This window comes from Binatus sp. (SeqCode) (genome assembly GCF_036522015.1).
Lineage (GTDB): Bacteria > Desulfobacterota > Binatia > Binatales > Binataceae > Binatus.
In genome coordinates this window covers 1-12,860 of the sequence record NZ_DATDGQ010000099.1, presented here as the reverse complement: position 1 = coordinate 12,860, position 12,860 = coordinate 1, and the positions used below count along the sequence as shown (strand labels likewise).

At 61.7% G+C, this 12,860-nt stretch carries 13 protein-coding genes and 1 pseudogene; 6 read left to right on the top strand and 8 right to left on the bottom strand.

Features of this window, described 5'->3' with window-relative positions; genetic code table 11:
• Window positions 1-805, bottom strand: an 805-nt coding sequence (locus tag VIW95_RS04070; RefSeq protein WP_331584138.1) for an aldehyde dehydrogenase family protein, incomplete at its 3' end; no start/stop codon positions are given.
• Between the two features lie 204 nt (window positions 806-1,009).
• Here VIW95_RS04070 and VIW95_RS04065 point away from each other — a divergent pair.
• Window positions 1,010-1,789, top strand: coding sequence for a glutathione S-transferase family protein (locus VIW95_RS04065; RefSeq protein ID WP_331584137.1), 780 nt, complete (start codon window positions 1,010-1,012; stop codon window positions 1,787-1,789).
• Here the strand turns inward: VIW95_RS04065 and VIW95_RS04060 are convergent.
• Both VIW95_RS04060 and VIW95_RS04055 read right to left on the bottom strand, forming a co-directional pair.
• Complete coding sequence (locus VIW95_RS04060) at window positions 1,786-2,448, bottom strand: polysaccharide deacetylase family protein (protein ID WP_331584136.1); 663 nt, start codon at window positions 2,446-2,448, stop codon at window positions 1,786-1,788. The genes VIW95_RS04065 and VIW95_RS04060 overlap by 4 nt on opposite strands.
• A 10-nt stretch (window positions 2,449-2,458) precedes the next feature.
• Window positions 2,459-3,316 carry an MBL fold metallo-hydrolase gene (locus VIW95_RS04055; protein ID WP_331584135.1) on the bottom strand — a complete coding sequence of 286 codons (858 nt, stop codon included), beginning with the start codon at window positions 3,314-3,316 and terminating at the stop codon, window positions 2,459-2,461.
• A 128-nt stretch (window positions 3,317-3,444) separates the two neighbouring features.
• On the opposite strand from VIW95_RS04055, the gene VIW95_RS04050 reads away from it, so the two are divergent.
• The 4 genes from VIW95_RS04050 to VIW95_RS04035 are packed head-to-tail and all read left to right on the top strand — an operon-like array spanning window position 3,445 to window position 7,160.
• A complete protein-coding gene (locus tag VIW95_RS04050) occupies window positions 3,445-3,912 on the top strand; it encodes a YybH family protein (protein WP_331584134.1) in 468 nt (155 codons plus the stop codon).
• 4 nt (window positions 3,913-3,916) lie between these two features.
• Window positions 3,917-4,930 (top strand): LLM class flavin-dependent oxidoreductase, encoded by a 1,014-nt coding sequence (locus VIW95_RS04045; RefSeq protein ID WP_331584133.1) that lies wholly within the window; start codon window positions 3,917-3,919, stop codon window positions 4,928-4,930.
• Window positions 4,931-4,944: 14 nt separating this feature from the next.
• Window positions 4,945-6,441, top strand: coding sequence for an amidase (locus tag VIW95_RS04040; RefSeq protein ID WP_331584132.1), 1,497 nt, complete (start codon window positions 4,945-4,947; stop codon window positions 6,439-6,441).
• Window positions 6,442-6,443: 2 nt separating this feature from the next.
• Entirely contained in the window at window positions 6,444-7,160 is a 717-nt protein-coding gene (locus VIW95_RS04035) for a VOC family protein (RefSeq protein ID WP_331584131.1), read from the top strand.
• Here the strand turns inward: VIW95_RS04035 and VIW95_RS04030 are convergent.
• From VIW95_RS04030 to VIW95_RS04010, 5 genes are all read right to left on the bottom strand, one after another.
• Window positions 7,111-8,859, bottom strand: coding sequence for an alkaline phosphatase family protein (locus tag VIW95_RS04030; protein ID WP_331584130.1), 1,749 nt, complete (start codon window positions 8,857-8,859; stop codon window positions 7,111-7,113). The two genes, VIW95_RS04035 and VIW95_RS04030, sit on opposite strands and share 50 nt — an antisense overlap.
• Before the next feature lie 79 nt (window positions 8,860-8,938).
• Entirely contained in the window at window positions 8,939-9,493 is a 555-nt protein-coding gene (locus tag VIW95_RS04025; RefSeq protein ID WP_331584129.1) for a GNAT family N-acetyltransferase, read from the bottom strand.
• Between the two features lie 19 nt (window positions 9,494-9,512).
• Complete coding sequence (locus VIW95_RS04020) at window positions 9,513-10,730, bottom strand: DEAD/DEAH box helicase (RefSeq protein WP_331584128.1); 1,218 nt, start codon at window positions 10,728-10,730, stop codon at window positions 9,513-9,515.
• Between the two features lie 238 nt (window positions 10,731-10,968).
• Window positions 10,969-11,733: a crotonase/enoyl-CoA hydratase family protein gene (locus VIW95_RS04015; RefSeq protein WP_331584127.1), complete on the bottom strand. Its 765-nt coding sequence runs from the start codon at window positions 11,731-11,733 to the stop codon at window positions 10,969-10,971.
• Between the two features lie 29 nt (window positions 11,734-11,762).
• Window positions 11,763-12,326 (bottom strand): GNAT family N-acetyltransferase, encoded by a 564-nt coding sequence (locus VIW95_RS04010; protein ID WP_331584126.1) that lies wholly within the window; start codon window positions 12,324-12,326, stop codon window positions 11,763-11,765.
• Between the two features lie 81 nt (window positions 12,327-12,407).
• Here VIW95_RS04010 and VIW95_RS04005 point away from each other — a divergent pair.
• A pseudogene (locus tag VIW95_RS04005) lies at window positions 12,408-12,860 on the top strand (acetyl-CoA acetyltransferase); the annotation flags it as partial.

The window sequence follows — 12,860 nt, the reverse complement described above, 5'->3', positions numbered from 1 at the left end:
CGAACGCACCCCAGAAAATCTTCGGCGCGACGGCCGCAGGATCGACGTCCGCCAGAATGATGGCAGCGTCGTTGCCGCCGAGCTCGAGTGTGACTCGCTTCAAATCGGGCGCGGCTGCCGCAGCGACTCGCTTGCCGGTCTCGACCGAGCCGGTAAATGAAATCTTTCTCGGCACCGGATGCGTTGTCATCCACGCGCCGAGCTCGTCGCCGCCGGAGATGACGTTGAGGACTCCCGGCGGCACGATGTCGCGCAGAATCTCGCCGAGCATCAGCGTCGTGATCGGCGTGTACGGCGAGGGCTTCAGCACGATGGTATTGCCCGCGAGCAGGGCCGGCGCAATCTTCCACATCCCAAGCATCAGCGGGTAATTCCACGGCGTGATCGCGGCGACGACGCCGAGCGGCTTGCGCTTGATTTCGATTTTGCCCTGCGCGGTGTCCTGCAATACTTCCGCGGGCAAATCGAGCATCGCCGTGTATGCGCACCACATCGAGGTGCCCATGATTTCCTGGCCTGCCTTATCGAGCGGCTTGCCCTGCTCGAGGGTGAGGGTGCGCGCCAATCCCTCAGGCGGCTGTTGCAACGCAGCCGCGCAATCCTGGAGGACTTTGCGCCGAGCGTTGATATCTTTGCTCCACGCGGGGAACGCCTTTTGCGCGGCGTTCATCGCCTGATCGAGTTCGGATTTCGAGCAATCGGGAACTTCGGCGAAAATCTTTCCAGTGGCAGGATTGATCACGCCAGTGGATTTCGATCCTTTCACCGACTTGCCGTCGATAGTCATGGTGTATCCAGCAGCCATTCGAGTCTCCTTGTATGCGGAATCCGTGCGGGGAACCTGATTGATTCAATACAACGCAAGTCGCATCGCGCGCAAACGGCACCTGGGAGACCGCGAGGATTGCTGGAATGGAGGCAGAATTAAGGGCGGCCCGAGACTGGGCGCGCGCAAACATGGAATGATACCCGCGATTGATCCATATTCGAGTCGAGGTAGATGGTGGTCATGCTGAAACTATTCGAGCATCCGTTTTCGCCTTATGTGCAGAAGGTCAAAATCGCGCTTTACGAAAAGAACGTCGCGTTCGAAGTCGAGGTCCCAGACGCATTCAGCGGCGCGCCAACCCAATTCGGCAAGACTAACCCGCGGCTGGAAGTGCCCGCGCTGGTCGACGACGACTTTGCGATCTTCGACTCGACCATCATTCTCGACTACATCGAAGAAAAATGGCCCGCACCCGCGTTGCTGCCGTCTTCACCGCGTGAACGTGCGCGGGTGCGGATGATCGAAGACGTCTGCGACACGTACTACGAGGCGATCAACTGGGGCCTGATGGAAGTGCGCGCGTGGAAGCGCGTCACCGGCGACGCCGCCAAGCAACTCGAAACGAAAGCATCCGAGCAGACCGCCGGCGTGCACGCATGGCTCGAGCGAGAGCTCGGCGCCGCGAACTTCTTCAACGGCGCGTCATTCGGATACGGCGACTTGAGTGTCTACCCGCACCTGCGAGGCTCAGTCGTGTGGGGCAATCCACCAAAGGCCGGAACGCGTCTGGCCGGGTGGATGAGTCGCGTCGAAGAACGCCCGAGCATCCGCAAGACGATCGAGGCCGCGCAACAGTTCGCCGGTTCGATGGACATTCTGCCGCAGATGCTGGAGTCGGGCGCCTTCGCCCGCCAATATCGCGACCATCGGCTCGAATGGATGATCCGCAGCGGCGGCGTCGACGTCGTGCTCGCGGGACTGAAGAAGAAGACGATTCGGTTCTCGAGCGAAGTATCCTAGCCGGCGGCCACGCGCGGCGAAGCCACGAATCCCGAAATGTCGCGGACGATCTCGCCGCGCTCGATTGGCACGCATTCGGCGGGAAACTGGTTAGTCATGCGATGACCCGCGTCCACCAGCGCGCCGATGAAGCGATCGAGATGGCTCATCGCGCGCGGCAAGATGTCGTGCATCACGACCAGCGTGTGCTCGCGCGTCGAGGCGTCGAGAATCGCGCGATCGACCCACGCGTCCTGATCGATCCAATCCTCGGGCACGCAATTCCACAGCACGCAGGTGTAGCGATTGGCGACCAGGTGATCGACGGCGGCGCGGCTCAGCAGATGCGGGCCGATCTTCCCGCCGCCGCCAAACGGACGAAACAGTTTGGGACTTTCCGCGAGGCCGCCAATCAACTGCTCGGTCCTGGCGATTTCCGAATCGACTGCGTCCGCCGCCGGATCGTCGCCTAACGGAATCCGATGCGTGAACGAATGATTGCCGATTCGATGCCCCTCGGCCGCCGCACGCTGTGTCAGCTTCATCCGATCGGGCGACGCGAGATTCTTCCCGAGCACAAAGAACGACGCCTTCACGCCGCGCCGCGCGAGTACGTCGAGCACCAACGGCGTCACCGCCGGGTCGGGACCGTTGTCGAATGAAAGCGCGACGTCGCCCATCGCCCTGCTACTACTTGGCCGCCGTGAATGTGAACGAGTCGCCTTTCTTCGAGATCTTTCCCGCCGACGGCGTCGCAAAATGCGTCCCGAAAACGACGACGTTGCTGTCGGCGTACTTCTCGCAGAATGCGCGCCGCGTCTTCTTCGCCATCGCCCCGTCGGAATCGAAAGCGTCGTCCCATTCCGGGTATTTGCATTGAATCGGATGATGCATCAGGTCACCCGTGATGACGGCCTCCTGCCCCTTCGACGAAATCCTCACGCTGTGATGCCCGGGCGTGTGGCCGGGTGACGGCTCGAGCCACACTTCGTCGGTGACGCGAAAGTTCGACTCGACCAGATCGGCCATCCCGATATCGACGATCGGACGCACCGAATCCTCGACCGGATCGCGCATGTCCTTGCCATCGAACGTCGAGAAAAAATCCCATTCGGTGCCGCCGATCAGGTAGCGCGCGTTGGGAAACGTCGGCACCCACTTGCCGTCCTTGAGCATCGTGTTCCACCCGACGTGATCCACGTGCAGATGCGTGCAGACGACGCGGTCGATCTTGTCGCGCGCGTGCCCCGCTTTTTCCAGGTCGCTCAGAAACGGCAGCTTCAGATTGCTCCACACCGGGTTCGAGCGGACCTTGTCGTTGCCGATGCAGGTATCAACGATGATGCGCTTGCCTTGCGACTCGATCACCAGCGCGTGGATGCTCATGCGGAGCTTGCCCTTCTCGTCGGAGAAAGTGGGGTAGAGCCAGTCGGCTTCCTTCTTGACGTTCTCAGCGGTGGCGTCCGGCATGATGAAAGTGCCCGGCCACGGCGACTCGCTTTCGATAATCCGCGTTATCTTCACATCGCCAACTTTGAATTGGTTCATCGCGCGCCTCCAGTTTCGCTGCCAACTTAGCCCGAACCTTGTCGATTCGCCAAGCGTGAACATTTGACGTGAACTGAGCTATAGCTACTCGCGTACGAACAACGAACACGCTCGGCGGAGGAATCGCGATGGCAAAAATTCGCGGCGAAGGCCCGCAGAAAGATATCGATGAGATCGTGCGGCTGCACAATCTATGGGTGAAGGCGAATCGCACCGGCAGTATCCCAATGATGCGCGACGCGTTCGTTGGCTGCGACAAGTTCTTCGGATGGAACCTCAACGGGTTTTCCTACGACGGAATCGAAGAGTGGGCGACGCTGTGGGAATGGCTGGCCAGGTTCAAGGCGAAAGCGACGCTCGGCGAGGATGAAGACCTGCGCGTGCGCGTTCGCGGCGACATGGGATGGCTCTCGTGCACCGCTCCTTTCACTATCACCCTCGCAGACGGCCAGCCGTTGCCCGGCAGCGGCAAGTTCCGCAGCACCGAGGTGTACGTGCGCGAGGACGAATCGGGCAAGCCGGTCTGGAAGATGTGGCATTGCCACTTTTCGTGGTGCACGCAAGGTCCGCGAATGGCATTCGAGAACGAGGCATAGAGCGATGGCCAAAGTTCGCGAATTCGCTGTCGGTTTCGAAAGTCCGCACACCCGCGAGTTCGTCGCCCACGCCAAACGCGCGGAAGAACTCGGCTTCGGCACGTTTTGGATACCAGAGGATCCTTTTTACCGGGGCGCGTTTACGGTGGCATCAGCCATCGCTTGCGCAACCTCGAAGATCAAGATTGGACTCGGCATCGTGAATCCGTTCTTGCGGCATCCGGCGCTCACCGCGATGGAATTTGCCGCGCTCGACGAAGTTTCAGACGGTCGCGCGATTCTCGGTATCGGCGCGGGGCTGAAGGACTGGATCGAAGGGCGCCTGAAAATTCCGTACACGAAGCCAACGGTCGCGATGCGCGAGAGTGTCGAGATCATTCGTCGTTTCTTCCGCGGCGAAGAGCTCACGTTCTCAGGAAAGGTGTTTCAGACCGAGCGAATCAAGTTGAGCTTCAAACCGGTACGCGCTGAGATTCCGATTCATCTCGGCGTGATCGGCCCGAAGAATTGCGAGCTCACCGGCGAGGTGGCGGACGGATTGCTCTTGAGCGTGATGTCGTCGCCGGCCTACGTGAAATTCGCGATGGAGCACGTGCGGCGCGGCCTTGCCAAGTCGAGGCGCGATGCGCGCGACTTCCCGGTCGCCGCGTACATCCTGTCGTCGATTTCTGAGGATGAGCGCGCCGCACGCGACCGCCTGCGGCCGCTCGTCGCGTTTTTCATCTCGCTGATGGCGCCCCAGCCGGACACCCCGATCTTTGCGGCGGCCGGATTGCCGGCCGATACGATTCGCGCGTTCGGCGAAAGTTTCGCACGTGGAAAAGTGCCGGTGGATATGGTGACCGATGAGATGCTCGACACATTTACGATCGCCGGCAGCCCCGCGCGATGCCGCGAGAACCTGTCACGCTTGATCGAGGCCGGGATCACCGCACCAGTGGTTTTCGAAGTACCGGGTGTGCCGCCGCAGCAGACGATGGACGATGCTCATCGGTATCTGATTCCGTATTTCACCTGAGAGAGGACTCGACAATGGCATTCCAGGTCCCCAGCGCAGTCGAATTGAAGAGAATCGCGCGCGCGAATCATATCGAGCTGACCGCCGGAGAACTCGCGGCGCTCGAAAGCATGATGCCGGCGCAGATGGCGATCCTCGAGCAGATCGACGCTCTGGCCGTCGCGCCACAGGACTCGATAACCCGCTATCGCGATCGCACGGCGGGTGTGCGTCCTTCGCCCAAGGACGATCCTCTAAACGCGATCGTCACGCGATGCAGCGTCAAGGGCGCGCCGAGCGGTCCACTCAAGGGCAAGCGCGTGGGAGTAAAGGACAGCGTGTGCGTCGCCGGAATTCCCGCGAGCGGCGGCTCGTCGGTGCTGAAGGGACACGTGGCCGCCAGCGACGCGACGATCGTTGCGCGGATGCTCGACGCGGGCGCGGAAATCGTCGCGACACTGAACATGGACGACTTTGCACTGTCGGGCGACGGCCGCACCAGCTTTTATGGACCGTCGCGCAATCCGCACAACCCGGAGTATTGCGCAGGCGGTTCGTCGTGCGGCTCGGCGGCGGCTCTCTACTATGACGATATCGATCTGACTATAGGCACCGACCAGGGTGGCTCGATCAGAATTCCCGCGTCGTGGTCAGGCGTCGTCGGGATCAAGCCGACCTACGGTCTGGTGCCTTACACGGGCGTGATGAGCATCGACCCGACTCTCGATCATGTCGGGCCGATGGCGCGACGCGTGAGCGACGTTGCGCTGCTGCTCGAAGTGCTCGCGGGCAAGGACCCGCTCGATCCGCGGCAGCGTGAGGTCACGACCGCGCCGTATCGCGAGGCGCTCGGCAAGTCGCTCGACGGAATCAAGCTGGGCGTCGTGCGCGAGGGCTTTACCCATGCGGGCGCCGAGGCCGACGTGAATGCCGCGGTGAATCGCGCGATTGCTGCGCTCGGAAAACTCGGCGCGCGTGCGACCGAGATTTCAATTCCCGCGCATCGCGACGCCTCCGATCTGCTCTACGCGATCGTGCCCGAGGGCATGGCGATGCTCGCGCGCACCAACCTGCACGGCACCCATCATACGGGCGCGTACATGCCCGAACTCGCCGCGCATTTCGGACAGCACTTTCCTGAAAAAGCGAACGATCTCGCGCTCACGGTCAAGTTCATGCTGGTGTTCGGCAACCTGATGCGCGAGCGTTATCACGGAAAGTTCTACGCGAAGGTGCAGAGCTATCGCTATGTGCTGACCGCGAAATATAACGCCGCGCTCGCCGAGTACGACGCGCTGGTGATGCCCTCGACGCCCATGAAAGCGCATCGCCTGGACTCTCAAGCGCCATACTCGATGATCACCAACACCGCGCCGTTCGACATCACCGGGCATCCAGCGATCAGCGTGCCGTGCGCAAAATCAAATGGCCTCCCGGTCGGACTGATGATCGTCGGCCGGCATTTCGAGGACTCGACGCCGCTGAAGATTGCGTATGCGTACGAGCAAAGCGTCGATTGGTTGAGGCAGTAAAAATGGAACTGGCAAAGCGATTCGTCGACGTGGGGATTTTCACCAACCGGCTCGACGAGATGCGCGCATTTTACGGCGAGCGCATCCGACTGCCCTACGAAGAACTGCTGCCGGTCGGCGGTGGTGTGCGGCAATATCGCTACGGACTCCTCGGCTCGGTGTTAAAGATAAACCACTCGCGCGATCCTCTGCCGGCGCGAGTCGCAGGCGGCTATCGCAAACTTTCGATTTCCGATCCGAGAACTCCGATGCCGCTCCCGATGCAGGACCCCGACGGCAATGACCTCGAACTGGTGCCGACGGGGCAGCGCGGAGTCAATCAGATCGAAATCCAAATCGGCGTCACCGACGAAGCCGCCTTCGAGCATTTCTACGGCGAAGCGCTACAGGCCGATCGGCTGGCTGCCGGCCGTTTCAAGCTCGGTGAGACTGTGATCAGCTTTCAGCGCGATCCCGCGGCCGTCCGTGCCACGAGGTCGCCGTCGGCCAGCGCGGCGGACGTGATCGCGTCGATGCGCGCGGTCGGGATGCGCTACGTCACGGTGCAGGTGCGCGACGTTGACGCGGAGCATCGACGCTTCATGTCGATGGGCGTGTGGGAAGGCGCGGTGCCGGTATCGCTCGGCGCGGTCGCGCGGATTTCTTTCATCCGCGACCCCGACGGCAACTTCATTGAGATTTCGCAGCGGGCGTCGTTGACGGGGCCGCTTCCGGACTAGCCGGCGGCGCTGCGGGCGCTGGCGGCTGCAGGTCGGTCGCGAGCAGGGAAAGCACGATCGGCACCAGCGACAGATGCGACGGATTCGGCCCCGCGGCTTCGTCGACGATCTCTTTGAGTTTGGCGGCCGGATAGTTCTGCCGCGCAACGATCAACGGAATGTGGCTGTCCTGCCACGACGCGCTGCCGTGCCACGAGTGATACGGACCGGAAAAGTAGTAACGCTTCTGGATGGGCAGCTCTAGTCCCGACTTGGTGAGCAGCAGAATATCGCCGCTGCGATTGCCGTACGGCCCCGCGCTCAGCCATTGCATCCGCCGATCCAGCTGGATCAGGTCGGGTCGCGGATGCGCTTCCAGGTATTCCCGAATGGGCACCAGCCGATGGCCATCGAAGATTTGGAACTCCATCGTCGGTTGTCCCGCCGGAGTCGGAACCCGCGCGAAGATCAAGTCGAGCGTATCCTTCATCTGCGGCACTGGATTGCCGGTTTTGTTCGAGTCGTAGAATGCCTGCGCAACCGGCAGCACGTCCTGCCGCCAGCGAGGCGGACGCTTCCAATCGCAAGTTGTGCCGGGATTGGGACAGGTCGAGCGGTCCGCCAGGTAGACGTAACCGATCGCGCCCTGGTACGCGACGGCAGACTGGTAGTCCTGTTCGTTCGGGCCGGGATTCAGCACAAGTTTCCGCGGCCGGAATCCTGCCGCCTTCAGGGCCACGTCCGGACCGTCGTTGGTGTCGGAACCCAAGGCATGCCTGGGGTCTCGCAACACCGGAGTATGCCCATGGTCGGCGACTATCATTACGTAGGTCTGATCGAGAATGCCGAGCTTCTGGTAGTATGCCAGCACTTGCGCGACCAGCGGATCGGTTACTCTTTCGAGATAGTCCACCTCCATATTGAGCGGATCGCGGGCCAGATGGGTGTACAAATCGATCCCCGGGAAGTACACAACCTGGATTTTTGAAATGCCATGATCCTCGATGGCATCCAGCAGCTTGGGCACTGATTTCTCGTCGAGATCCTCGTAGAGATCCTTTTTCTTGGGCGAATTCTCACCACCGCCCCGAGCGATGAATTCCGTGTACAGCGCGACCATCGAGACCGGATCGACCAGGGTGAAATAGTCGGCGCGTCGGTAAATCGGATTCAACGAGACGGACGATTTGACTCCGGCCTTCTCAAATAGCGTCGGGGTCTTGAGCTGCTTGCCGACCAGATCCTCGATGATCATGGCGCGGTTGTCGTCCATCTCTTCGACCGATACGGGCACCGGCGCGTAGAATTTCATCTCTTCGCGCACGAACCATTCGTTGCCCGACACCCCGTTCCAGGCCGTCGGCGCGCCGGTGAAGATCGCCGACCATGCGGCGATGGTGGTCGAGGGCAGAATGGTCACCGCGTTGGGCACGGAGTAGGCGTGTTCGTACAATCCTCCCCCCTCGGACTTGCCAAGCATCCCGGCCATTGCCGGCGCTTTGCCCGAGTTAATCGCTTCCATCAACTGGTCGTAGCCGGCCCCGTCAAAGGCAAAGATCAAGACGTACGGACCCGGCTGGTCTGGCCGAATCTGCTTTTTGGCGCGTTCGCCGCCATGCAGCAGGAATTTGGCGGTGGTGCAGGAAGAGAGGATGGAAAATGCGACGCAAGTGGAGACCAGCGCGCAGCGAAGGAGGATGGAGATAGGTTTTATGCGCATTGATATTGAAACTCTAACTCAGCACGTGAGTCCGAAAAAGAAAAAACTAACAGGCGTTCGACTTGCGCTGAAATTCGATTCAGTGCACGGACTTCTCGTACTGACGGGCGAAGAAGCGGCCGGTAGATTTCGGTACTGTCGCGTCGTCGCCTGGCTCGATCTCAATGTCTGCGCGGCGGACGAATCCCGCGCGCTCATAGTAAGCGCAAAGGACGTCGTTCCCCGAAAAACAGTCGAGCCGAAGAATCTTGCGACCCGTCGCGGCTGTAGCGCGCTCAGCAAACTTGATCAGCTCGATACCCAACCCGTGTGCGTCGCGACGCACCGCGATACGATGGATATAACCCGCCGCCTCGATAGCACCGGGCCAGAACAGCTCGTCACCCCACTGCAGCGTGAACGTACCAACCGCGCGACGATCGCGCCTCGCGATATAAACCTCCCCGCGCGCGATGTCACCGGCTACAAGATCGCGCGGAAATCCGTCGGTTGGCCATTGATTGATCCCGCGCGACGCAAGCCAACGCGCCGCCTCGTCCAGAATGTCGAGCACGTCAACGATGTCGTCGGGGGTAGCCCGTGAAATATCCGCCGAGCCAATCGCGGTTGCGATCGGCTCGACGGTCGGGTTCATTTGCGGGAGTTTGCGGCGCCTACGCCCAGCGCGAGCGCGGGCGGTTGCGCGTCGAACGATTGCGCGCGCCCGAAGAGCGGAACACGGTCACCGGCTTGGGCGCGTGAATCTCGATTTTCTCGAACCCCTCGACGTGCTCGCGATCGAGCGCGTTGCCGAGCGTGCGTTCCAGCCGCGCCAGGTTGACGCGTTCTTCCTGCGTGACCAGGCTGATCGCCTCGCCCGCCTTGCCCATCCGCGCCGTGCGGCCGATCCGATGTATATACCCTTCGGTCTCGTCGGGCAGGTCGAAGTTAATCACGTGCGAAACGTCGGGGATGTCGAGTCCGCGGGCGGCCACGTCCGTCGCGACCATCACGCGAAACTTATGCGCGCGGAATCCTGCCAACGCCGCGTTGCGCTGGCTCTGGGAGCGGTCACCGTGAATCTGCACCGCCTTGATATTGGCGCGTATCAGCAGCTTGGCGACCCGGTCCGCGCGGCTCTTGGTGCGCGTAAACACGATCGCGCTCTCCACTTCCGGCCGCTTGAGAATCTCGAGCAGCACCGGCCCCTTGTTCTCCAGTGTGACCGGGTAGATCGACTGGCGAATTTGCGACGGCGGCGCGGCCTTACTGCCGCCGACAGTGACGCGCTCAGGCGTGGTCAGAAATTCGCGCGCGATCATTTCGGGACCGGACGCCATTGTCGCCGAGAACATCATGGTCTGCCGCTGCTTCGGCACCATCCGCATGATGCGCCGCAGTTGCGGCAGGAAGCCCATGTCGAGCAACCGATCGGCTTCGTCGATTATCACGACTTCAACCTTGTCGAGCTTGACGATGCCGCGTTCGATAAAGTCGATGAGCCGTCCGGGACACGCGACCAGCACTTGCGCGCCCTTACGAATCGCGTCGATTTGATGACGCTCGGATTCGCCGCCAACGACGGTGGCGCAGCGGATATGAGTATGGCGCGCGATCAGATCGAACTCGCGCGCAGCCTGCGCAGCAAGCTCGCGCGTCGGCATGATCACAATCGCGGCGATATGCCGCGTGTGCTTGCGATGCAGCCGGTCGATAGTCGGGATCAGAAAGGCCGCGGTCTTGCCGCTGCCGGTTTCAGCCGTGGCAACCACGTCGCGCCCGCTGAGCGCAACCGGGATAGCTCCGGCCTGGACCGGGGTCGGTGTATGATGACCGCGGTCTTTGATTGAACGATGGATCTCTGGCGATACGGGAAATTCAGAAAACGACAAACAGTGTCCTATGGTTCAGAGCCCCGGATTCCAGTTCAGAAGTAAAAGCCGAACTTGTGGGTCTGATGGGTTGAGAGGGTGGCGTCACGGAATCCGACGCGCGCATAAAGTCACGATTGACTTGGCCTGAAGAGTACAGGAACCAGCGAAGCGACACAATGGCCTCGGGAGCCCTCGGGAGCCATCGGGAAACTTGATCGTATGTGAAACCCACCGTGGGTTTCATTTAAATCACGTTTTAGAACTTCCCATGCCTGCCCACTCCCGACGCAAATCTTTCCGCGCCCGCGCGCGTCTCGCCCGATTCGATCGTAGTGATCCCGTAGCGGTACTCATTCTTGAGCGCATCATCGAGTGGCATCGTCCAGGCCTCGTACGCTGACATCCGATCTCCGCGCATGCATCGTTGCGGGAAGCTCGCGATCTGCCTGGCCAGCTCTCGTGCCGATGCGAGCGCTCCTCCCGGCTCGACGACGCGATTCGCGAGGCCCATCGCGAAGGCCTCTTCGCCTGAGACCCCGCGCCCCGTCAGGATCATGTCCATCGCCCGGCTCATCCCGACGAGGCGCGGCAATCGTATTGTGCCTCCGTCGCACAGCGGTACGCCGAAGCGCCGGCAATATACGCCAAAGGTCGCATCGCGCGCCGCCACCCGCAGGTCGCACCACAATGCGAGCTCGATTCCGCCGGCGACTGCGAAGCCCTCGACTGCGGCGATCACCGGCTTGCTGAGCAGCATCCGCGTGCATCCGAGCGGCCCGTCGCCGTCCTCAGTCACGCGATTGCCGCGACTTGTCGCGACCGCTTTGAGATCCACGCCCGCGCAAAACGTCCCGCCCGTTCCCGTCAGTATCGCGACCGCGAGCGCGTCGTCGGCGTCGAAGCGGCGGAACGCATCGGCGAGTGCCGCGGCGGTGGGCTGATCGACGGCGTTACGCGCCTCGGGCCGGTTGATCGTTACGATCGCGATTTTCTCATCAACTGCGAATTCGACCAGGCTCATCGGATGACCTCCGCTGCTGAGTGGAATTTCTAAAGAGACTTTTTCAACATCTTGCTTGTCGAGGAATGCAGATGCACAACGCCCGAATCCAGCGCATGACCGCTCGCGAAGCCGCTATGCGCGAATACCTCGAGCATCGCGCGGTTTTCGCCGAGCACGTCAGCCTCGAATTCCGTGACCCCGTTCGCATCGGCGATGCGACTCAGATGTTCCAGCAGCAGAGTGCCGATGCCGCGCCCGTGGAACTCGTCGAGAATTGCGAACGCGACCTCGGCGCGATGCGGATCGGCTCCGCAGATGTAACGCCCGACGCCGATGAAACGTTCGCGACCGTTCTCAGTCAACGTTGCGACGAGGCCGACGTGACTCTTGAAGTCGAGCTCGGTTAAACGCTTCAGATCCTGCGCCGACAGATCGCGCCTAATCCCCATAAATCGAAAATAGACGGACTTCTCGCTAAGGCCCCTGAAATGCTCGTGCAGACGCTCCTGGTCGTCGGGACGAATTGCGCGGATCAGGATCGCGGCGCCATCGAGCATCGTCGCATCGACGCAATACTTCCGCGGCCCGCCGTGCATTTTGCTATCCGCCATCGAACTTCCCGTCAAGTATATACCGCGATTCCGCTTGGAATCTTGCACGCATTTCGCTAAGGCGATCAGAGCGGGCGCACGATGAGCGAATTCACAATCAAGGACAAGACCGCGATCGCCGGCTTGGGCGAGACGCAGTACTACAAACGCGGCGCCGCGCCAGTCAGCGAATTTCGCCTCGCACTCGAAGCGATTCAGCGCGCCGCCGACGACGCCGGGATTCCGGTCACCGCCATCGACGGTATCTCCTCCTACGCCAACGACCGTAACGACTCGGTCCGCGTCGCGACCGCGCTCGGACTGCCGGAGTTGCGCTTCACCAACATGTTCTGGGGCGGCGGCGGCGGTGGAGGCTCGGGCGCAATCGGTAACGCCGCGGCTGCGATCGTCGCCGGCTTCGCGACCTGCGTCGTCGTGTATCGAGCGCTGGCGCAAGGCCAGTTCGGCCGCTTCGGCGCGACGCCCCCGATGCGCACGATTTCCGGCCCCATCGCCTACACCTGGCCGTACGGGATGTCCACGCCCGCGCAATGG

Bases quoted from the DNA above. Each gene is read 5' to 3' on its own strand.
- VIW95_RS04040 (WP_331584132.1), top strand. From the start codon at position 4,945: ATGGCATTCCAGGTCCCCAGCGCAGTCGAATTGAAGAGAATCGCGCGC.
- VIW95_RS04050 (WP_331584134.1), top strand. From the start codon at position 3,445: ATGGCAAAAATTCGCGGCGAAGGCCCGCAGAAAGATATCGATGAGATC.
- VIW95_RS04015 (WP_331584127.1), bottom strand. From the start codon at position 11,733: ATGAGCCTGGTCGAATTCGCAGTTGATGAGAAAATCGCGATCGTAACG.
- VIW95_RS04065 (WP_331584137.1), top strand. From the start codon at position 1,010: ATGCTGAAACTATTCGAGCATCCGTTTTCGCCTTATGTGCAGAAGGTC.
- VIW95_RS04010 (WP_331584126.1), bottom strand. From the start codon at position 12,326: ATGGCGGATAGCAAAATGCACGGCGGGCCGCGGAAGTATTGCGTCGAT.
- VIW95_RS04060 (WP_331584136.1), bottom strand. From the start codon at position 2,448: ATGGGCGACGTCGCGCTTTCATTCGACAACGGTCCCGACCCGGCGGTG.
- VIW95_RS04035 (WP_331584131.1), top strand. From the start codon at position 6,444: ATGGAACTGGCAAAGCGATTCGTCGACGTGGGGATTTTCACCAACCGG.
- VIW95_RS04055 (WP_331584135.1), bottom strand. From the start codon at position 3,316: ATGAACCAATTCAAAGTTGGCGATGTGAAGATAACGCGGATTATCGAA.
- VIW95_RS04025 (WP_331584129.1), bottom strand. From the start codon at position 9,493: ATGAACCCGACCGTCGAGCCGATCGCAACCGCGATTGGCTCGGCGGAT.
- VIW95_RS04030 (WP_331584130.1), bottom strand. From the start codon at position 8,859: ATGCGCATAAAACCTATCTCCATCCTCCTTCGCTGCGCGCTGGTCTCC.
- VIW95_RS04045 (WP_331584133.1), top strand. From the start codon at position 3,917: ATGGCCAAAGTTCGCGAATTCGCTGTCGGTTTCGAAAGTCCGCACACC.